This window comes from Alteromonas sp. McT4-15, assembly GCF_020515205.1.
Classification (GTDB): domain Bacteria; phylum Pseudomonadota; class Gammaproteobacteria; order Enterobacterales; family Alteromonadaceae; genus Alteromonas.
This window is the reverse complement of sequence record NZ_JAJALG010000007.1, coordinates 91,567-113,222: the sequence shown is the minus strand read 5'-3', so window position 1 is coordinate 113,222 and position 21,656 is coordinate 91,567. Positions and strand designations below refer to the sequence as shown.

Below are 21,656 nucleotides of genomic sequence, written 5' to 3'. Positions count from 1 at the left end.
TGTTTACCTCTTACAGAGACAGTGCAGCCTCTACTACAGCGTCAGTGGTAATGTTGAAGTGCTTGAACAAATCACCTGCAGGTGCAGACTCACCAAAGGTGTCCATACCTACAATCGCGCCATTAAAGCCAACATACTTGTACCAGCTGTCTTTCGACAACGCTTCTACCGCAACGCGTTTAACAACACTTGATGGCAATACGCTTTCACGGTAGTCAGCAGACTGACGGTCAAATACGTCAGTAGATGGCATAGACACTACGCGTACCGCTTTACCTTGCTCGGTAAGTTTAGCAGCTGCTTCCACTGCAAGCTGAACCTCTGAACCCGTACCAATAAGAATAAGTTCTGGCGTACCTTCACAGTCTTTAAGCACGTAGCCGCCTTTCGCAATATCAGCAACTTGTTGTGCTGTTCTTTCTTGCTGTGCAAGGCCTTGACGCGTAAAAATTAGCGTTGTTGGGCCGTCTGTACGCTCAATCGCTGACTTCCACGACACCGCCGATTCAACTTGGTCACACGGACGCCAGTTATCAAGATTAGGCGTAGCTCGTAGTGCAACTACCTGCTCTACCGGCTGGTGCGTTGGGCCATCTTCACCCAAACCAATTGAGTCGTGAGTGTAAACGAAAATAGCAGGCTGCTTCATTAGTGCTGCCATACGTACCGCGTTACGCGCATATTCCATAAACATTAGGAAGGTTGCACCGTATGCTTTAAAACCGCCGTGAAGAGCAATACCGTTCATCATGGCAGACATACCAAATTCGCGTACGCCGTAGTAAATATAGTTACCTGATGCATCGTTTGCTTCAACACCCTTGCTACCTTCCCAAATGGTTAGGTTAGAACCAGCAAGGTCGGCAGAGCCGCCTAATAGCTCAGGAAGTAACGGACCAAACGCGTTTAATGCATTTTGCGACGCTTTACGTGAAGCAATGTTTTGAGGATTAGCTTGAAGTTCAGCGATGATAGCGTCTGCTTTGTCGCTGAAGTCAGCTGGCAGTTCGCCATTAACACGGCGTTTGAATTCTGCAGCAAGTTCTGGATAGGCAGCTTCATAGGCAGCGAAGGCATCGTTCCATGCGCTTTCTGCTTTTGAACCTTTGTCTTTACCATCCCAACCTGCATAGATATCGTCTGGGATTTCGAACGCACCGTGGCTCCAGCCAAGCTTTTCACGAGTAGCAACAATTTCATCTTCACCTAGTGGTGCACCGTGACAAGACTCGGTACCTTCTTTGTTAGGCGAACCGAAACCAATGGTGGTCTTACAACAAATTAGCGTAGGCTGAGCAGTATTCGCTTGCGCCTTTTCAATAGCCGCTTTAACTTGCTCCGCATCGTGACCGTCAACACCTTCAATCACTTCCCAACCGTAGCTCTTAAAGCGTGCTGGTGTATCGTCAGTGAACCAGCCTTCTACTTCACCATCAATTGAAATGCCATTGTCATCCCAAAACGCGATGAGTTTGCCAAGGCCTAGTGTGCCAGCCAATGAACAGGTTTCGTGTGAAATACCTTCCATTAGGCAGCCGTCGCCCATAAATGCGTAAGTGTAGTGATCAACAATGTCGTGACCGTCACGGTTAAATTGTGCGGCAAGCACTTTTTCAGCAAGCGCCATACCTACTGCGTTGCTGATACCTTGACCCAACGGGCCTGTGGTCGTTTCAACACCTGGCGCATAACCGTATTCTGGGTGACCTGGTGTTTTTGAGTGTAGCTGACGGAAGTTTTTCAACTCTTCAATTGGCAGTTCGTAACCTGACAAATGAAGTAAAGAGTACAACAGCATCGAGCCGTGGCCGTTTGAAAGAACAAAGCGGTCGCGATTTGCCCATGACGGGTTTGCAGGGTTATGTGATAAGAAATCACCCCATAGTACCTGCGCAATATCAGCCATCCCCATTGGGGCGCCTGGGTGACCAGATTTAGCTTGTTGAACGGCATCCATGCTTAATGCACGGATAGCATTGGCGAGTTCACGACGAGAGGGCATGTTGTCTCCTGATTTATTTTGTATCTTTAAGTACCGCAGTAGTAAGTTGGTTAGAGCACCAAGGCACACCAATTATCTGCTATTGCTCTACTTCTAGGCACTTTTGAATGTGGGGGTATTCTTACCCATGCCACCTTTCAGTTCAATGGATTTTCATTGCCATTGTCGAAAGTAAATCCAAAAACATCTATTTGGCTTATAAAGCGCTGGACACTGCCGATTACCTTAAACACTGCAATCTCTTTGTAGTTTATCGAAATAACCCCAAAAGTGATCGGGTTATGTCAACAATTCGTAACGAAGAGACTTTTAGACGTCTAGAAGTAAAGACTGGTATTTATAACTTGTTTTAGTACAATATACGACTATTTTGATAATTTAACGCTTACGGAGCATTTATGGCCACGCATTTATTCACATCCGAGTCAGTGTCTGAAGGACATCCGGACAAGATTGCTGATCAGATCTCAGATGCCGTTCTTGACGCTATTTTAGAACAAGATCCGCGCGCTCGGGTGGCCTGCGAAACGTATGTAAAAACCGGTATGGTTTTAGTAGGTGGTGAAGTGACCACCTCAGCATGGGTAGATATTGAAGAGCTTACCCGTAACACAGTAAAAGAAATTGGTTACACGCATTCAGATATGGGTTTTGATGCAGACTCGTGTGCTGTATTGAATGCTATTGGTAAACAGTCACCTGATATTAATCAAGGTGTTGACCGCGAGAGTTTGGAAGAACAAGGCGCTGGCGACCAAGGCCTAATGTTCGGTTACGCCAGTGACGAAACTGACGTATTAATGCCGGCACCAATCACATATTCTCACCGTCTTGTTCAAAAACAGGCCGAAGTACGCAAATCTGGCAAACTCGACTTTTTGCGTCCAGATGCGAAAAGCCAAATTACGTTTAAATATGAAAACGACAAACCTGTTGGTATTGATGCGGTAGTGCTTTCAACCCAACACTGCGACTCAGTCACAACCGAACAGGTTCGTGAAGCGGTAATGGAAGAAATCATCAAGCCTGTTTTGCCAAGCGAATGGATTGATGCCAATACTCGTTTTCACATTAACCCTACTGGTCGCTTTGTTATCGGCGGCCCGATGGGCGACTGTGGTCTAACAGGTCGTAAAATCATCGTTGATACCTACGGCGGCATGGCTCGTCACGGCGGTGGTGCGTTCTCTGGTAAAGATCCTTCAAAAGTTGACCGCAGCGCTGCATACGCAGGCCGTTATGTTGCTAAGAATATTGTTGCAGCAGGTCTTGCTAAGCGTTGTGAAATTCAAGTGTCTTACGCTATTGGCGTAGCAGAGCCAACATCTATCAGCATTGATACTTTTGGCACTGGTGTTGTGGACGAGAAAACACTCGTTGCGTTAGTACGCGAACATTTTGACTTACGTCCTTACGGCCTAATTCAAATGCTTGATCTTGAGCGCCCTATTTACCGTCCTACTGCAGCGTACGGCCACTTTGGTCGCGACGAGTTCCCGTGGGAAGCAACAGACAAAGCAGAAGCATTGAAAGCGTCACTGTAATTTGTTGTCGTTTAAAGAGAAAAGCAGCCAACTGGCTGCTTTTTTAATGGCTTTGTTTTACAGATAAACTTTTATCACTTAATTTTGCAAAGGCTCATACAGACAGTCGATAGCTTTCATTAAAACTGGGGGAAATGATTCTGTCTGGTAGACCAAAGCGCGCTAGCGCAATGTTCTGAAACTCCTTGCGGTGCGTAACTTCTATATCTGCAAAATCAGGAGGTAAAAACTGACGACTGCTGATTTCACTATCAAACTCGACTTCAACCAACTTAAGTGGCGCAAGCGTTCCCGTGAATACGTCTATCACCAATTGCGCACCGTAGAAATCTATGCGATAGCGCTGCTTTTCTACTCGCATTTTTTGAGTGAGTGGCCATAAATCATTAAATTGAGACGCCGACAGTTCAATACGAGTTTCCCTGTGCTTTAATCCAATACCCTGCGTCACCGCCATACTGAATTTACCACCTTCATCTCGCAAACATATTTGTTTGTCGAACTCACATGATAGGTAGCCTTGGCGTATGTTAACAGGAGTTCGTGTATCCAATAGTCCCTCTGGTACAAAAGTGACCATAAACTTTCTTTCGAATTCCCATTCCGTTTGCATTTCAAAAGACCTCCGTTCAATGATGGCGGGCTTATTTAAAACGATAAAAATAACCCTGTATCTTTAAAACTAGTTCACGAATGAAAAATTCATCAAGTTTATTTTTATGATCTATTTTTTACAGCTATGCTTATACAATGTGATAGTACATTGCGATAAGTTGTGGCGCGGTGGCTCTAGCATCAATTACAAAAATGGTTCCGACAGGGTGGTCAGAAATAACGCTGGACACATAAACAAGCACTCACTAAACAACTTGGGTCGCATGCCATGAAAGCAGCTATAAGCTTCACATGTTTGTCATTATTGTTGTCGAATCTGTACTCTTCAAACGCAGTCGCAGACGTGTCTAATGCGTCTTACAGTCCTATTTATTTTAAAAGTGAAAAAGTAGCCAAGTGGCAGCTTCAGACCCAATATCGGGTCCGCTCTACCACTGAGGCACATTACTATGACAATAGCTTCACCTACCCTACAGGTTCGCAAAGTACCCTTAGCGCAAGCAGGCGTTTTGATACCCATCTCCCCCAATCGGTATACGCCACTTACAAAACCAATAACACAGCCTTTCAGCATTATGCGGAATGGCTCTATTTGCCCAATGATGTAGGCACATTTACGCGATTAGGATGGCTATTGGGTCACAATCAGGGGCTAAATATGGCGGTAGAAATAGAACACAGACAAGTGGGCGAAGAAGAGAACATGGCCTTATCACTTGGCGTGCACTACCTTTTTTAAAACGGCATTGTGGCTAACCGTTTGAATATTCAAGTGTTTCAGCATAGGTCTGCTGGATAAGAAACGCATCTGCGCTTGCCCTGTGTCGTCTAGTATCGAGTTTTTGAGCAAGTTCAGATTTTACTTCATGCCACTTTTCCATTTGCGTTTGGCTGAGTATATACTCCAGTGCGCGGCACGAGAACGTCATTTCTACTTGCGCCGCCGAGAAGAGCTTTATCAACCATGGGTTGTCTACTACCCAGCCGTCACTGTACACCATCGTATTTCCCAAGAAGTGATTTAACTCGTGACAGACTTTGACTGGGTCCACGCCTTTGGTAAGTAACATCGCCTGTGAGATGCCGTGTAAGGCTTCAGCCTCTTTATCCCAATGAACCCATGAGTCAAAAGGACGGATTAACTTACACCACTTTGCACCATCATAGCGCACAATGCCAATCTCAATTGGATAACTCACTGCGCCAAAACCGCTTGCTTCAACATCGACAATTGACGGCAGACTCTTTTTTCCCACACCTTCTCCCAGTGATACCCATTGCTGTGAGCCACCCACGATTCTCAACAGCTTTGAACGTAATACTTAGTGTATGTAAACAGCTTATTCTTGCACATTTCATATCGCATGATGGTCATGACAATGGGTAATAAAGAATGACCTTCTTCACACAACAAAGATATAAGCGAATGGTAGAATCATGCCACTTTTTACACCTAATACGTCAAAACCTTTAACAGCTCTTTAAAAAACCGTTAATTGTATGAATAAACATCCAAAACTTTAGGCTAAGTCTATACTAAAGGATGATGTAACTTATTAAACACGCACAAAGCAATGCTATACACTTGGGGAAGGTTTTTTGGATAGCAATATTATGCGCTCTACGTCACTTATCATTTTCTTACTTACATTTTTTATTGTAGCGGCTTCCCCTCACGCGAAATCGCAATCAGAGCCGTTAGTAATTGCTATCGATGCAGATTTCACTGCCGTTGCCGTTGAGGGTGGTATTGCGATTAAGCGTGGCGTGGAATTAGCGGTTGATGAAATAAACGCCCGTGGCGGTGTCTTGGGAAGACATTTGACCGTTGTCACCAAAGATCACCGAGGTAATCCAGCTAGAGGCTTACACAATATTGAAACAGTAAGCAAAGACCCTAATTTGCTTGCAGTTATTGGCGGCGTGCACACACCTGTGGTTCTTGCTGAAGTAGAAGCAATACACAAAAATAATGTGCTGATGTTGGTTCCATGGGCAGCCGGTACACCTATTATTGACAACGGTTATAGCCCTAACAATATTTTTCGCGTATCGGTAAGAGATTCTGAGGCGGCCTCAGTACTTATTGAGCACGCGAAGCAAAAAAGCATAAAGCACGTTGCTTTGGTTTTAGAGCGAACGGGTTGGGGGCGCTCTAATTTAGCATCGCTTAAGAAAGCTGCTGCACAGCAAGGCATTGCAATAACGTCAATTCATTGGATTAATTGGCAACAAAAAAGCTTTGCCGAAGATATTTCTGCCATAAAAAATAGTGAGGCCCAAGCGATTTTATTGGTAACCAATGTACCTGAAGGCGTCGTAGTGCTAGATGAAATGGCGCAGCAAGGCATTGCCTCTATGCCCGTAATATCACATTGGGGTATTGCTTCTGGGCAGCTTGCTGAGAAGCTTAATACACCTATAGGAAGTTTTGATATTTCAGTGCTTCAAACATTTCATTTCAGTAAGCCTAAAACGGAAAAAGCCAAACAGCTTCTCGATGCCTATTATAAGAAATACGGCATAGTTGATAAGACGACTATTAACGGTGTAACTGGGCTTGCCCACGCTTTTGACCTAACGCATTTAATTGCTGCTGCGGCTGAGAAAGCTGCTAGTATAAGAGTAGACAAACTGCGAGAGGCACTTGAGTCTCTTGAAAACGTAGAAGGCGCGGTAAAGGTTTACACCCCGCCATTTACTTCAGAAAAACATGATGCGCTTTGGTCAGATGACTATTTCATGACGAAATTCAACGAACAGGGCCATCTAGAAACAATGGATTAATACATGCAGCAACAGCGACCGAGGTTAAGGACACTCCTTCTCTCGAGCATGCTCCCACGGCTGATTGCCCTAGTGTTATTTGCTTCTTTGGTGTTGTTTGCCATCTCGTTCCATTATGTGGTTACTCAAGCAGAGCAATTGCAGCAAGAATCAGTCGATGGACTAGAGCAAGACCTTACTTTCATTGTCAATGACACCACTCGTCAGCTAGCTGATTTGGCCGCCAATGACATTATCATCAACGCATTTGTTGATTTACAGCAGCGTGACAATTACTTGCCAATGTTTTTTCGCTCGCTGAACCTAACCCAAGCGAAAACCGTCGAATTTGCGTTGTACGATTTTGCGGGTAATAAAATTATTGATAAGAACTGGGATGCAGTGTTACCGAGCACATTAGACACTGCGTGGCGTCAGCAAACACTCGGCTCGTCACTACCTTATTCTTCTATTTCTCAATATGGCGTATTGATTAGTGTGCCTGTATTGCTTGGCGGTGTCGCTGAAGGCGCACTGGTTATGTATGTCGATAGTTTACAATCGTTATTGGCGCCTTACCCTCGGTTGACTAATCAGTTGGTCAGCGATAGCGACGGTAAGGTGTTATTTAGTAGCCAGCCTACTGTAATAAAACCGGACTCTTTGCTTAGTGAATTTAGTTCAAATGGCTATTCATTAAAGCAAGCTAAATGGCGTGATTTAACACTGTACAGTGTTAAACCTGCGATCACGGTCTACAAAGAAGTCACTGGCATCAGCGTTGTGTTACTTTCAACGATCGTCGGCTTCGTTTTCATTATTATTCATATGCTAAAAGTCACCGGTGCGTTGGCTGAGTCCACCCTCTCGGCACTGTATCGTGACATCAAAGGCAGATTGAAGCACAGCAATGTTGAACTCCAAAGTCAAACCACTGTAGAGGCACAGGAGCTTGCAGACATACGGGAAGCTTTTGATAAGCTAATCTGGGATCTTTCCGAAGTATCATTATCTAATGAACAATTCTCCAATGTACTCGAATCGATGGGCGACATGCTTGTTGTTATCGATCAAGAAGGGCAGATCATGCTATCGAACAAGCGCTTTGATAGCTTTTGTGACGGCCAGCGGGAAACTAAGCCCGAGCTCTTAGAGCGCATCGACCTCGCCTTGAGTTCTTCGCAGGCCATTGAATTAACACATTTATCTGAAAGTAATGAACAGCTATTTGTGAGATGGACCAAAACATCATTAGTTGATGTTAATGGTATAAACAGGGGGACAATTTACGTAGGAGGAGACGAAACCAAGCAACGCTCTCTTGAAAGTAATGTTCAAATTCTTAGCCACGCCATTGATGAAGCAACGGTATCAATAATCATCTCTGACATTCGTCAGCCCGGCCAACCCGTCATTTACGTCAATAGCGCATTTGAGGAGTTAACGGGTTACAACAAAGACGAAATCATAGGCTATAACTGCCGATCAATGCAGGGACAAGATACTGATGCCCTCAATATTGACACTGTCCGTCAAGCAATCGCAAAAAGAGAGCCCATAGAAATTACTTTGTTGAATTATAAGAAAAATGGAGAAGCGTTTTACAATAGGCTCAACCTGACGCCAGTAACCATAAATGGAGAAGTGACCCATTATATTGGTTTCCAGCAGGACGTAACGCAACAGCGTCAGACTGAACAGTACCTGCAAGAAGCAAGAGAAAAAGCGGAAGAATCGGTACGTTTAAAATCAAGCTTTCTTGCAAGTATGAGTCATGAAATTAGAACGCCAATTCACGGCATTTCCGGGGTCCTGCAGTTACTTGAATCATCAGAGCTAAACAGTGAACAACAACATTACCTGTCGCTGGCTAATTTTAGTATTCAAAGCTTATTGCATATCGTCAACGACATACTGGATTTCTCGAAAATAGAGGCAGGTCAACTTCAGATTGAACACTCCCCTTTTGATATAGAGGCGTCGCTTGAAAGTATTCACAGCCAGTATGCCATTTTGTGTCAAGAAAAGGGGTTAGACCTACATTTTCAATTTAACCTACTGAATCATCACATGGTCTTAGGCGATGAAGTAAGGCTAAGACAAGTATTAACTAACTTAATTGGTAATGCGGTTAAATTTACTGAAAACGGCAATATCTCAGTGACGGCTAACCTAGAGTCTCGACCTGACGGCAAACTGTCTTTCTTGTGTAGCGTAAGCGACACGGGCATTGGTATTGCAAGAGAAAAACAACAAACTATTTTTGACGTTTTTACCCAAGAAGATCTCTCTACAACACGAAAATTTGGTGGCACAGGCCTTGGTCTATCAATCAGCAGGCAGTTATGCGAACTCATGGGCGGCAATATTGATGTGCATAGTGAAAAAGGTAAAGGCAGTAACTTCAGCTTTTGCGTAGTGCTAGAAGAGGCAACTGAAGAAGCCATTGTACCTGCACGCACCAAGACTACAGCCACATCTGACAAAGCCCTGAAGCGCAAAATACTTATTGTGGAAGATAATGACATTAACCAGATTATTGTTAAGCAACATCTAAATCACCACACAACGTTAAGCGCAAAATCAGGTCGCGAGGCCTTAGAAGCACTTATAAAAATGAAACCCACATTCGACGTTATATTAATGGACTGCCAAATGCCGGAAATGGACGGTTTCGAAGCCACCCAACGTATAAGACAAGGTGAAGCAGGAGAGCGTTACAAACACGTTCCAATTATAGCGTTAACGGCAAACGCAATGAAAGGGGATAAGGAGCGCTGTGAAGCAGCAGGCATGAATGATTACCTTAGCAAACCCTTTGAGGCAGGCGATCTTGTAGAAAAAGTAGAGTATTGGGCAAGCGAATCTGTTTCAGGGCATAAAACAGAAGACACGGGCGTAACATAACATTATGTATTTAAAGGCCGTTCTAGTTGCATTGGCGTTTTACTTTGCTACATTCACCGCAGTCGGTGTAGAAACTGTGCTGAAGTATAATTTGGGTACATCAGGTAGTTCCGTTCCTTATGAGAACGCAGTAGATGCTTCAAGAAAAGGCATATTAGTTGAAATCTTGCCGCTAATTATGGAACGCGCTGGCATTAAAACTGAAAAAGTGATGTTGTCGACTAAACGCGCTATGGTGGCGTTTAATACTGGCAAACTAGATTTCGACTTCTTTAGCCCTGGATGGTTGCCTGAGGGAGAGCCGCAAGGCGACTTTACGTTCTCTCACTCCATACTCACCGTCACAGAGTACTTTATTACCTTGCCAGAAAAGCAGCACCTGTATGCCGATATTGAACGTATTTATGGCAACCCTGTTGGCACGATATCAGGCTACGTCTATTTCAATGACAAACGCTTCGACCGCCTCGATTTCCACTCTGAAAGCACATTAATGCAAGCCTTAGGCAAAAAGCGTATAGATGTGATCATTATGGAAGAAGCGGCGGCTCGCTATTGGTCGGCTAAACACAAAGTTAAGATTGCGTTGGGCCCAATACATACCCAAGGTTCGTTAGCGTTGAGAGTTCATAACCGTCATAAAGACAAACTAAGCCGCATTAATAACGCGATAGACTATTTACAGGAAACAGGCCAAATACAAGCCATACTTGATAAATACGCTGACTTTTCAATATAGCGGCCTTTAGTTTGCAACTGTACTACTAAGGCTGAAGCGCTGCGGAAACCTGATTGTTTGTATGACCAGGCACAGGCACACCATTGCCATTCCCAGCCACCCAAGCACAGAGAAGGTTTCGCCAATAAGAAAAATCGCGAATAACGTTGCAACAACAGGTTCAATGAGCGTAATTAATGTAGCTTGACTGACTTCGATGAAACGCAACCCGAAGCCAAACAGTACATACCCCAAAAACATGGGTACGACCGCCATGTAAAGCGCGGCAGTAGTGTTGATTGGCGTGGCAAATAAGCGCTCACCCGTGAAGTACAAAGAAGGCAATAGCAGTATAGCGGCACAGCCAAAAAGGCTCGCCATAGCAGATTTAGAGTGCCCTCCAGCATTAATGAGTTGCTTGGCTGCCCACGAGTACCCGGCATAAGTTACTCCCGCTACCAGCCCCAGTACTATCCCCGCATGTTGTTTGTATTCTGTCTCTGGTAGCATCACCACACTTGACGATTTTCCTGTGCTTAGCAAAACAATTCCCACCGCGCCTAAAACGAAGCTGACCACCCATTTAAAAGACACCTTTTTTTTGCCGAATAGGTATTCGAAAACAGCGGCAAAGAGAGGGGCAGTGGCAATAGAAACAACCGTGCCAATTGCCACGCCTGAGAGTCGCATTGAGGCATAAAACGCCAGAGGATATAAGGCAACACAGCAGCTTCCTGCAATTACTACCAGAGGGTTAGCGCGCAAGACAGCGCTGTCTTTCTTCAGTGTTTTCCATGCAGTTAAGCATAAGAGTACACCACCCCCCCCATAGCAAATGCGCCAATGGCAAACGGGCTTATCGTTGGTGCGTATTGCGCTGCCGTCCCGGTAGTCCCCCAAAGAAAACTGGCAACCACGACAGCCAATACCCCCTTTGTACTCGCTTGAACAATCATATCTACATCTCTACGTCATTTCAGTTGAATACATAAATAGTACAGATATACATGATAATGTATTGAAGTAGCTAGGCGCTTTTATTTGCAGATTAGACGGTTTTGAGTCGTATAGGATTAAAAAAAAGCCCGAGTTTTGGCTATAGAAAAGAGTGGAGTTGGCCGATAAGCCGGGTTCTGTCGTGGGCAACCATTCCTCTAGATCAGCAATCACTCACTGATTCAAGCAACCTACCCGATCCCCATGCGGGCCACACGTTAAGGGATCCTATTTGGTCTTGCTCCGGGTGGAGTTTACCTCGCCACACTCTGTTACCAGAGGTGCGGTGCGCTCTTACCGCACCCTTTCAGCCTTACCGGCATGCGAACATGCTTAGGCGGTCTTCTCTCTGCTGCACTTGTCGTCGGCTCACGCCGCCCAGACGTTATCTGGCACCCTGCCCTTTGGAGCCCGGACTTTCCTCCCCTTTCTTACGAAAGCGACGGTTGCCTGGCCAACTCCGCGGCGCATTCTACATGAAGTACTTATTAATAGCGACAATCAAAAAACACTGCGTTGTGTTCACGCTTTAACAAGGGCGCTATTCTTGCTTAGTGAAAAAACACGATTCGACTGCACTTTTATCGGTTAATTTAGTAATGATAAACACATGATCCCCCTCTTTTAATTGGGTTTTGCCTTTTGGCACTAGCGTTTTTTCATTTCTAGCGATCATGGCAACAACGGTATCTGATGGTAGCGCTAGTTCGCTTATACACTTGCCCAATGCCGTTGATTGAACGCCAAGCTCAATTTCAATTAACTCGCGTTTATTCTTCGCAATTTTGACAATTTCTAGTGTTTTGGAAGACTCGGTCTTATGGGCTAACACCAAACCAAGCTTTCGGGCTGCAAGGGGCAATGTAGAACCTTGCAGTAGCGCCGATATTAGTACAATGAAGAACACAACGTTAAAGATGAGTTCCGCATAATCCATATTGAAGATGAGAGGGAAAATTGAAAGGATAATGGGTACTGAGCCTCTTAGCCCAACCCATGAAATTAAAAGCGACGCTTTGAAAGAAAATCGAGTAAGTAGTAGTAACGGCATTACAACCAATGGCCTTGCGATAAAAATCAATACAATCGCTATTAGTAGCCCTTCTTTCCAGTTAACAAAAAGCTCTGTAGGTGTAACTAATAGCCCTAGAATAACAAACATCGCTATCTGTCCAAGCCATGCCAACCCATCTAAAAACACAAAGGTGTTGCGTTGATAAGCAAATCGACTATTTCCAACAATAACGCCGGTTATAAAGGTTGCCAAAAAGCCGCTTCCGTTTAAGTTAGCCGCCAAACCGAACGCTAATACGCCGAATAGCATTACAAAAACGGGATACAGGCCAATTGCCATAAGTGTAATTCGCCGAAATAGCCATACTGCCAATCCTCCTATGGCAAAACCCACCACAGCCCCTACTCCCATTTGACTTACAAATAACACCAGTAAGTCGCTTGGCGTTGTATTGGTGTTTTGTATTAGAGAAATGAGTCCTATGGTAAGAAATATAGCCATTGGATCGTTAGACGCACTCTCAAGTTCCAAGGTAGACTTCACTTTTTCAGGTATGCGAATACCAGCATTGCGCAACACCGAGAATACCGCAGCGGCGTCCGTCGACCCCACTATGGCGCCAATTAACAACCCTTTGTACAGGGGCAATTCAAGCACGTACATTGCCGTAATCCCTGTGATGACCGCAGTGCCCACTACGCCAAGCGTGGCCAACAATGCAGCAGGCTTCCATGCTTGTACAATCGACTTTTTAGACGTCTGTAATCCACCGTCAAACAAAATAAGAATTAGTGCAAATGTACCGATAGCATGAGCAGCATCAGCATTGTCAAAGAATATTCGCCCGATGCCGTCTTCTCCAGCAAGCATGCCAACGCCTAAAAAAAGCACCAGAACAGGTACCCCAAAACGCGGAGACAGCTTACTTGCCAGCACGCCAATAATGGCAAGTACCGCACTAAGTAATAAAATATGATCTACTGCAAACATTTTGGGGACCTTTGTTTAACTTATGGTATGTGCGCCAGTGACGCTTGAATCTCTTCAGACGTAGGTTTTAGCTGTGCTTTTCCTTGTTGCTCGCGACGCACTCCTAACATATACAGCAAAGCTGACGTGATAAACAATGTTGAAGAGGTGCCAATGACCACGGCAAAAACCATGGGTACGGCAAAACTTTCGACTGCATCGCCACCAAAAAGTGCCATAGGTAAAAGCGCAAGTAGCGTAGTGACGGATGTAAAAACAGTTCTACTTAGCGTACTGTTTACTGCGTCATTGATGGTGTCTGCCAGTGGCTTTGTAGGATCTATACGCAGCAATTCACGTATGCGGTCAAGTACAACCACTTTGTCATTAATTGAATAACCAATGAGTGCTAAAAGGGCAGCAACGGCGGTTAAATTAAACTCGATGCCTGTAAGCGCGAAAAATCCAACCGTTTTAGTAAGGTCGAGCAAAACCGTTAACAGTGCCGCAGTTGCAAAGTGCGCCTCAAATCGCGCCCACAAGTAGACCAACATTCCCGCTCCCGCTATTAGCAGTGCCAAAATGGATAGCTCAGCAAACCCACCACTTACTTTCGGACCCACAACATCTACCTTATCGAACGAAACGTGACTGTCAGCGTTTTGTATCTCTGCTTTAAGTGAGTCAGTATAAGATACCTTGCTACCATCAACTTTCGCGTTACTCTGCGCCTCTGCTAGCGGTGCGCGCAATAAATAATGATGTTCGCTGCCATACTCTTGGATAGCCACCTGTTCAAAACCGCTGCTTCTTATTGCATTGCGCAGTTCGTCAGTTGACAAATTAGGGGCTGTTAGCTCAATCATGGTACCGCCCGTAAAGTCAACGCCATAGTGAAGCCCCGGTTTCGCAAAAAGGCCTATCGACGCCATCGTTAGCACAACAGAGAGTGTCAGCGCTATTTTGCGTTTCGATAAGAAGTTAATGCCTTTTAAACTGTCACTCATTCGTAGCAATGGTGATGAAAACGTTAAAGGCGTTCGTGTGGCCGGCTTACCTTTTCGGTACTTCACAACCCAGAGCATCAACATTTTTGTTAATGCCACTGCGGTAAATACGGAAGAAATCAAACCTAGCGCAATGGTGATGGCAAAACCTTTTATTGGCCCGCTACCAAACATAAAAAGTAAACTTACTGCAATAAGGGTAGTAAAATTTGAGTCCACAATAGTGGCAAAGGCTTTATCAAACCCCACATTGATAGCACTAGTAGCAGGGCGCCCTTTTCGGCTCTCTTCGCGAATGCGCTCATTTATGAGGATATTGGCATCCACAGCCATTCCCATTGTTAGAATAATTCCCGCAATACCAGGTAGCGTCAGCGTGGCTCCAAATAAGGTGAGAGCGCCAAATACTAAGCCCATGTTGATACAGAGCGCAAAACTCGCAATAGCTCCCCATCGTCCATAAATCGCCACCATGAACGCGAGCACTAATAATGCACCGGCCACACCACTTTCTACGCCAGTTTGAATAGCGTCACTGCCCAAATCGGGACCTACTGTGCGCTCTTCTACAATATCAAGTGGTACTGGTAGCGCGCCCGTTCTCAACATAAGGGCAACATTGTGCGCCTCGGGTAACGTAAAATTACCTGTAATTTCACCACGTCCCCCTGGAATCACACTATTGATAACGGGGGCTGTCACCACCTTGTCATCTAGCACAATAGCAAGCACTCGACCTATATTTTCCCGCGTCATGCTAGCGAACTGTTTCGCCCCTGTACTATCTAACTTAAACGTAACTACAGGTTGGCCTGTTTCACTACTGAGCACCCCGGCAGCATCAGTGATATGCTCACCTTCTAGAGCAACGCGCTGCTCTAGACGATAAGTATTGCCCGACTCATCTTGTTTTGTCATTGATGCTGTGGACTGACTATTTGCTTGCCAGTGAAACGTCATTTGTGCAGTGGTACCCAATAGTTTTTTGACCTGAGTGGGATCCGACACCCCAGGCATTTGCACAAGTATGGCATCACTGCCTTGTAACGTTACGCTTGGCTCTGTAAGTCCTGTTTCATTTAATCGTTTTCTCACCACCTCTACACTTCGATTAAGCGCATCTTTAAGTAACTGCTGGGTATACAACTCACTTAGTGCAAGACGAACGTTAGCATTGTCGATGTTAACGTCTAACGCCCCATAGCCAGATGGTTGTGCAGATACCTGAAATGCAGTTTCTTTGACCTTTCGCGCATCTTCACTATTACGAAGGGTGAAACGGATACTGTTTGATTGATTGCTAGACTGCTTTGAATAACGAATATTGGCGTCTCTTAACGCACTAAATAAATCGCTTGAGAAGCTATCGAGTTGCTTTTTGACAAGTGCATCGGCATTAGCCTCTAGCAGCAAATGAGAGCCACCTTGCAAATCTAAGCCCAAAGATAATGTATGTGAGGTGTACCACTTTGGTAATTGTTGGTTTATTGAATGTGGTAATAGGTTGGGTAATGCGCTAAGTAAGCCAAGTATGACAATAAGCACATACACAACACCACGAATAGGTGATCGTGTCATTGGAAGTCTTCCTAAATTTAATATACGGCACGACGACACTGCGAGTATTTGCACTATCGCCGATGGTGGTACCCGTGAAGTACCGTTTACGCGTTATGAAAATCTAGAAAGTGAGGTGGGCCCCTTGGGCGAGGGTAGTTATAAGACTGTTTGCCTTTGTTATGCGGTATTCCCGCGAAAGGCACTTCAACAATACGCGACGGCACATTGATAAACATGTAGGAAGGTAAAGCATCTACATCATCAGTACTATCAAGCGTTTGGGCTGTAGCGATAAGCCTTAAGCCATTAAAGCGTAACGAATAGTTATTGCCAGAGTGGTTAAACTGAGCAAGCGGTGATTGAGTAGTAAACCCCACATCCTCAGCAATACTTTTACTTTGAAAACCAGCGCTAAATACTAGGCACGACAACACCCATGCCAATACAAGCGGCATGTAGTGATAAGACATTGGACGTGAAGCATTTGGTGTCAGAGCAACTACTCTATAAATTTTTTATTGAGTGCGATTGATACTACGCATTAAATGTGGGGAATAAAAGACATTACTCAAGGTAAAGCATAACAAATTTCTTTACCGCCTAAAAAAGCCCTAGTTGTCTAGGGCTTTATATAATTACCATAAAGCGAAAGCCTAATTATACGACGGCAATCACATCTTCTTTTGCTAATCGGGCTTTTGGCAAGCCATAATTCCAGTCTTCTTCTGTATCTGGGTAACCCATGGCGAGGGCGACTTCACAAACGTGACCATCTAGTTCGTCTTTAAACAGCTCGCCGATAAGGTCAGGGTCTACTCCTTCCATTGGCGTAGAGGCAATACCTAACCGAGCTACGGTGTGAAGTACATTACCCAAAGCCAGATAGACTTGCGCTTTTGTCCACTGGGCATTGTTGCCGTTGTCATCTGTATTCATTTCAGCAAAAGCATAAGCTCCCATGAAATTTTCACGCATAGATTCAGGCAAGTGGCCCGATGACACTTCAGCATCTACACGTTTTACAAACTTTTCTTTAGTGAATGTAGGATCGTATGCAAACAAAATAATATGTGATGCTTCTTTTGCATGATGCTGATTGAATTGATGCTTGTTAGCAAAGGTATCATGCAAGCGCTGCTTCGCCTGTTCACTCTCAACAACCACGAACTTCCACGGTTGAGAGTTGATAGAAGACGCAGATAATCTCATTGCCTCAAGGATTACATTGAGGTCTTGAGCATCAATGCGCTTGTTACTGTCATACTTTTTGACCGTATAACGCTTGTTGAGATCTTCGATAATCGGATGAGACATGGCTAACTCCTCTCAATGTCATTTAAGGGTTTTGTAAACTGAGCGCTATAGTAATCAGTTTGGTTTTCAATGATAAGACGGGTAAAAGCTGAATCAGTTTCTGTCATTTTTTGAAAATAAAAACACGCTGAGTGTCGCTTGTGCGACAGCCAGTTATTAATGGCAGCTCGACCTTGAGACGATCAGTTTTATTTTTAGTACGAAATGCCACACACAGTAAACCATTTGCTTATAAAGTGATTAATATTGTTCGACAAGAATTTCGTATGATGGAATTAAAAGATTTACATGACGCCACGGCTTTTATATTAAAAAACAAGCCAAGTATTTTTTGGTACAGAATTGCGAACCGAATTTTTAATGGCGCATTGATGGAAAAGATATCGCTATCATTATTCGCGGGCCTTTGTAAAAAGATATATACCGAAAATAACGACAGCACAGTGGTAATTACACTAAAAAAGCAGAAGCATATAATTAGTCAGAAAGAGTTTATTTTGTTGTACCTTTCTAGTTACCAAGAATTGTGCACAAACCAGATATCAATCATTTTAAAGCAAGAAGTGAGCGATATCGAAACCACATTAGCCAGAACAAAAAGCAAACTTACGACTCAATAGCTTAAGCATTTAAGCCGCCAATTTAAATTTCACGTCAGCTTTAGCATCAACAATTCAATCATTTCTTTGCGTATGATACTTTCTGCGTTGCTACTTTCTGTCTTACTACTCTTTGTCTTTAGTCTCTCTTCTAACCCCGCGCCTTGTACTTATTTACAACACGCTTTTATCCAGCAGTCTCATTTTTTTATTTTCAACTTTGAACAATTTGTCGATCTTTCTAGATGATCGGTTTCATTCGCGCGTTTTGCATTTGCTTAAATATATTTCAGAGATTGAGGTCGTCTCTTCTCTCTAAATTTGACTGGTATATTAAGGAAACGAAAATGAAAGTATCTAAAACGCTTAAGTTAATTGGTGCAGCAAGCGCACTTATCTTCAGTAGCTTCACATTCGCCTCTGCGGTTAACGTTGAACAGAATGACGTGGCAATCCACGGTTACGACCCTGTAGCTTACTTTGTTAGCAACAAAGCAGTAGAAGGTTCTGCGCAGTACACTGCAACGCACGACGGCGCTATCTACCGCTTTTCTAGTGCTAAAAACCGCGACCTTTTCAAATCAAACACCGATAAGTATGCACCTCAATTCGGTGGCTACTGTGCAATGGGTGTTGCGCTAAACAAAAAGCTAGACGTAGATCCAAGCGCCTTTTTAATCAAAGGTGACAAGCTTTACTTAAACCTTAACAAACAAGTACAGAAGAAATGGATGGAAGACATCCCAGGTAACCTAAAAACGGCTTACCGCGTATGGGATGGTATCGAAACCCTTACTGTTGCTGAAGCGAACGCTGAGGACTAAGCCAACATGAATTTAGTACCTGATGATTCACATGCAGGCACTACTATCGCAGAGCCTGAATTGGTTCTGCTTTATTTCACTGCTCAGTGGTGTGCACCTTGCAAACAACTTGGTCCATCGATGTCAATGTTAACAGAAGCCTACAAAGCGAAAGTTCGCGTAGTGAAAATTGATGCTGATGAAAAGTTTGAAATGATGAGGGAGCTTGGGCTAAGAGCCATTCCCGCATTAGTGCTAATGCACAGCGATAAACGATTAGATGAACGAATTGGCCTGCAGGCGTATAACGACTTAACTCAATGGCTAGATTCACACATTCAGCTTTTGAAAAAATAAGGAAAAATCAATGGATAACAAGACTAAACTAGCCGCTGCGGCGCTTGCCGTAGTGCTTACAACGTCAATTACCGCGCCAGTGCAAGCTGCTGCAAAAGAAAAATGTTACGGCATTTCAGCAGCAGGCCAAAATGACTGTGGAAACTTAGCTGGCACACACTCATGTGCAGGCCAGTCAACTGTCGACAATGATCCAGGCGAATGGAAGTTGGTTGCAAAAGGTACATGCGAATCATTAGGTGGCATGCTCAAAGCGGAAGCGAAACGTCGCTACCAGCAAAACAAAGAGCAATAAGCACAAGTTTAAAGGCGGTGGAGACTACTTATGTCAAACAAAGATGAAGCGCAAACTACATCAAATACTCTACCCAATTTTGGTGTTGGCTTGCGTCATCAGCATTATTCCGACGCGTTGAATGACAAAGTAGACTCCACCGACTTTATTGAAATACATGCAGAGAACTTTTTCGCTGAGGGTGGAAAACTTATTGATTATCTCGAGGCTGTAAGCACGCAATATCTAATGAGTATTCACGGTACCGCTATGGGGTTGGGCTCAGCAAGTGGTGTGCCTGTTTCCTATCTACGACCTTTTAAGCAACTCGTGGAGCGAGTAAACCCAATTCATATTTCAGATCATGCTAGCTTCAGCTGGGGCACGATAAACAACCAACCTGTGCATTCCGGTGATTTGCTTCCGCTCACCTTCGATAGGGCCCATTTAGATATACTGGTGAATAATGTTGATCACGTCCAACAAACACTCGGTAGAAAATTGCTGGTTGAGAACATTGTCAGCTACTTAGATCACGCTTACGATCCTATGTATGAATGCGACTTTTTATCTGAACTCGTATCAAGAACACAATGTGGTTTGTTGGTTGATATTAACAATATAGTGGTAAACCAAAGAAACTTCGCACGTACTTCAAAAGACGTGATACCCGCAGCAACAAGATGGTTGTCTTCTATTGTGTCAGATGCAGTAGAAGAAATTCACTTAGCCGGCAGCAGTAAACCACCAGCAGGCGAGCTTATTGTTGATGATCACAGCCAACCTGTAGATGAAGAAGGTTGGATGCTGTACCGACACGCAACCACTTTATTTACCAACGCTTCAACCCTTATAGAGTGGGACAACGATTTACCGTCGTGGCAGGAACTCAATGCTGAAGCAAAAAAAGCGCGAAAGTTCCATTCAACACTGAGCGAGTTAAAGGACGATGAAAAATAGCGACCTCACTCCACTGCAATACCAAAATGCACTGATTGACTCAATTTTTACGAATGAAGATACCGTGTTACTCAGCGATAAGGCGAAACGGATTTATCGTAGTAACCTCATTCATACTGCTCATAGAGCGTTATCGATAAGCTATCCTATTTTTGAATCGATGGTGGGTGAGCAAGTCACATTGACACTCGCTATACGACTACTCGCGCAGGAAAAGCCACGCCATGGAGATTGGGCACAGTGGGGTTCTTCACTCTCTTTGCTTGTTGCAAATAGCGAGCTTAGTGACGCCCACCCTTATCTAACAGATGTCATTGATGTAGAGTGGAAAATTCATACTGGCTTTAGAAAAACGCAGCGACCATTTGACCGCGACAGCTTCAGTGCGTTAGCAAAAGACGATTTGGGCAAGGTATTTATCGAGCTGCAAGACGGTGTTTCTATCATTCAAAGCCCATATGCGTTAGACAGCTTTAGGCGAATGCATACTGACACAACCTATGAGCCTCAGCTGGACACGTTGCTTGCTCCGCAAGGTTTCTATTATTTTGTTATTTATCAAGATGAAATGGGGTTAATGAAAGTAGAACGTACGTCAGAGGCGACTTACTTATGGCTGCATGACATTCAAAAAAGTCACTCTCTTGAATATTTGCTCGACAAGTACCCTTCATTCGACATGCCCAGTTGGCTTCAAGAAGCTATTCAAAAACATTGGCTTGTTTCATTAATATCATAGTATTGAGAACCCAACATGTTTAATTTAAAAAGTGTTGCCTTAATTTTTTTACTTATTGCCGCCTCATACCCATTAAGCACTTATGCAGAGGCAGAACTCCGCGCTCCCAACTTCACCGTCTCAACCATCAATGGCGAGCAGTTCGAGCTTAAGGACAAGTGGCTAGAGAAACCGACTTTACTCTATTTTTGGGCGACGTGGTGCCCATACTGTAAAAAAGCGACACCTTCATTAGTTACCATTCACACTGAGTTTTATGACGCTATCAATGTTATTGGTGTCAATGTGGGGATAGAAGATGAAGAAGCAGACATAGTCCGATATATGAGCAAATATGACATCGCGTTTCCCATTGTTTTTGATCAATCACACGAGATAAGCAATGCTTATCAGGTCATAGGGACACCCGTTATTGCTATTGTCTCTACCGAGGGTGAATTGTTATACCGCGGTCATACATTACCCGTAGGGTTTACTGATTACCTAAGAAGTATTAAAGAAGGTGGCTAGC

The 21,656-nt window shown here is 44.1% G+C and carries 19 protein-coding genes, 1 other RNA gene and 1 pseudogene; 12 read left to right on the top strand and 9 right to left on the bottom strand.

Features of this window, described 5'->3' with window-relative positions:
• Positions 1-10: 10 nt before the first annotated feature.
• Positions 11-2,002 (bottom strand): transketolase, encoded by a 1,992-nt coding sequence (tkt, locus tag LHL20_RS07920; RefSeq protein ID WP_226432910.1) that lies wholly within the window; start codon positions 2,000-2,002, stop codon positions 11-13.
• A 398-nt stretch (positions 2,003-2,400) separates the two neighbouring features.
• Between tkt and metK the strand changes: the two genes are divergently transcribed.
• Positions 2,401-3,546, top strand: a complete 1,146-nt coding sequence (gene metK / locus LHL20_RS07915; protein WP_159623878.1) for a methionine adenosyltransferase — start codon at positions 2,401-2,403, stop codon at positions 3,544-3,546.
• A gap of 94 nt (positions 3,547-3,640) precedes the next feature.
• On the opposite strand, the gene LHL20_RS07910 is transcribed toward metK, so the two are convergent.
• Positions 3,641-4,159 (bottom strand): hypothetical protein, encoded by a 519-nt coding sequence (locus LHL20_RS07910; protein ID WP_226432909.1) that lies wholly within the window; start codon positions 4,157-4,159, stop codon positions 3,641-3,643.
• A 270-nt stretch (positions 4,160-4,429) separates the two neighbouring features.
• Here LHL20_RS07910 and LHL20_RS07905 point away from each other — a divergent pair, with 270 nt between their 5' ends.
• Entirely contained in the window at positions 4,430-4,900 is a 471-nt protein-coding gene (locus tag LHL20_RS07905; protein WP_202263852.1) for a hypothetical protein, read from the top strand.
• A gap of 13 nt (positions 4,901-4,913) precedes the next feature.
• Here the strand turns inward: LHL20_RS07905 and LHL20_RS07900 are convergent, their stop codons facing one another.
• Complete coding sequence (locus tag LHL20_RS07900; RefSeq protein ID WP_226432908.1) at positions 4,914-5,417, bottom strand: 3'-5' exonuclease; 504 nt, start codon at positions 5,415-5,417, stop codon at positions 4,914-4,916.
• 343 nt (positions 5,418-5,760) lie between these two features.
• On the opposite strand from LHL20_RS07900, the gene LHL20_RS07895 reads away from it, so the two are divergent.
• From LHL20_RS07895 to LHL20_RS07885, 3 genes are all read left to right on the top strand, one after another.
• A complete protein-coding gene (locus LHL20_RS07895; RefSeq protein ID WP_226432907.1) occupies positions 5,761-6,948 on the top strand; it encodes an ABC transporter substrate-binding protein in 1,188 nt (395 codons plus the stop codon).
• 3 nt (positions 6,949-6,951) lie between these two features.
• Positions 6,952-9,834, top strand: coding sequence for an ATP-binding protein (locus LHL20_RS07890; RefSeq protein WP_226432906.1), 2,883 nt, complete (start codon positions 6,952-6,954; stop codon positions 9,832-9,834).
• A 76-nt stretch (positions 9,835-9,910) separates the two neighbouring features.
• A complete protein-coding gene (locus LHL20_RS07885) occupies positions 9,911-10,573 on the top strand; it encodes a substrate-binding periplasmic protein (RefSeq protein WP_226432905.1) in 663 nt (220 codons plus the stop codon).
• Between the two features lie 6 nt (positions 10,574-10,579).
• Here LHL20_RS07885 and LHL20_RS07880 read toward each other — a convergent pair.
• The 6 genes and pseudogenes from LHL20_RS07880 to LHL20_RS07855 all read right to left on the bottom strand — a co-directional run bounded on the left by LHL20_RS07880 (position 10,580) and on the right by LHL20_RS07855 (position 17,413).
• Positions 10,580-11,508 (bottom strand): annotated as a pseudogene (locus LHL20_RS07880) (DMT family transporter).
• Positions 11,509-11,658: 150 nt separating this feature from the next.
• Positions 11,659-12,010: RNase P RNA component class A (gene rnpB / locus LHL20_RS07875), an RNA gene on the bottom strand.
• Between the two features lie 79 nt (positions 12,011-12,089).
• Positions 12,090-13,553, bottom strand: coding sequence for a potassium/proton antiporter (locus LHL20_RS07870; protein ID WP_226432904.1), 1,464 nt, complete (start codon positions 13,551-13,553; stop codon positions 12,090-12,092).
• A 20-nt stretch (positions 13,554-13,573) separates the two neighbouring features.
• Positions 13,574-16,117 carry a protein translocase subunit SecD gene (gene secD / locus LHL20_RS07865; protein WP_226432903.1) on the bottom strand — a complete coding sequence of 848 codons (2,544 nt, stop codon included), beginning with the start codon at positions 16,115-16,117 and terminating at the stop codon, positions 13,574-13,576.
• A gap of 86 nt (positions 16,118-16,203) precedes the next feature.
• On the bottom strand, positions 16,204-16,569 hold the full coding sequence (locus LHL20_RS07860) for a hypothetical protein (RefSeq protein ID WP_226432902.1): 366 nt from the start codon (positions 16,567-16,569) through the stop codon (positions 16,204-16,206).
• A gap of 187 nt (positions 16,570-16,756) precedes the next feature.
• Positions 16,757-17,413: an NAD(P)H-dependent oxidoreductase gene (locus tag LHL20_RS07855; RefSeq protein ID WP_226432901.1), complete on the bottom strand. Its 657-nt coding sequence runs from the start codon at positions 17,411-17,413 to the stop codon at positions 16,757-16,759.
• Positions 17,414-17,553: 140 nt separating this feature from the next.
• Between LHL20_RS07855 and LHL20_RS07850 the strand changes: the two genes are divergently transcribed.
• The 7 genes from LHL20_RS07850 (at position 17,554) to LHL20_RS07820 (ending at position 21,655) form a co-directional block, all read left to right on the top strand.
• Positions 17,554-18,033 carry a hypothetical protein gene (locus LHL20_RS07850; protein ID WP_226432900.1) on the top strand — a complete coding sequence of 160 codons (480 nt, stop codon included), beginning with the start codon at positions 17,554-17,556 and terminating at the stop codon, positions 18,031-18,033.
• 326 nt (positions 18,034-18,359) lie between these two features.
• Complete coding sequence (locus tag LHL20_RS07845; protein ID WP_159623894.1) at positions 18,360-18,836, top strand: YHS domain-containing (seleno)protein; 477 nt, start codon at positions 18,360-18,362, stop codon at positions 18,834-18,836.
• Between the two features lie 6 nt (positions 18,837-18,842).
• Positions 18,843-19,172, top strand: a complete 330-nt coding sequence (locus LHL20_RS07840; RefSeq protein WP_226432899.1) for a thioredoxin family protein — start codon at positions 18,843-18,845, stop codon at positions 19,170-19,172.
• A 10-nt stretch (positions 19,173-19,182) separates the two neighbouring features.
• On the top strand, positions 19,183-19,467 hold the full coding sequence (locus LHL20_RS07835; RefSeq protein ID WP_159623896.1) for a BufA1 family periplasmic bufferin-type metallophore: 285 nt from the start codon (positions 19,183-19,185) through the stop codon (positions 19,465-19,467).
• Between the two features lie 30 nt (positions 19,468-19,497).
• Positions 19,498-20,406, top strand: coding sequence for a DUF692 domain-containing protein (locus LHL20_RS07830; RefSeq protein WP_226432898.1), 909 nt, complete (start codon positions 19,498-19,500; stop codon positions 20,404-20,406).
• Positions 20,396-21,145: an HvfC/BufC family peptide modification chaperone gene (locus LHL20_RS07825; RefSeq protein ID WP_226432897.1), complete on the top strand. Its 750-nt coding sequence runs from the start codon at positions 20,396-20,398 to the stop codon at positions 21,143-21,145. The genes LHL20_RS07830 and LHL20_RS07825 overlap by 11 nt, the downstream gene beginning before the upstream one ends.
• Before the next feature lie 15 nt (positions 21,146-21,160).
• Complete coding sequence (locus tag LHL20_RS07820) at positions 21,161-21,655, top strand: TlpA family protein disulfide reductase (RefSeq protein WP_226432896.1); 495 nt, start codon at positions 21,161-21,163, stop codon at positions 21,653-21,655.
• Position 21,656: the final 1 nt, after the last annotated feature.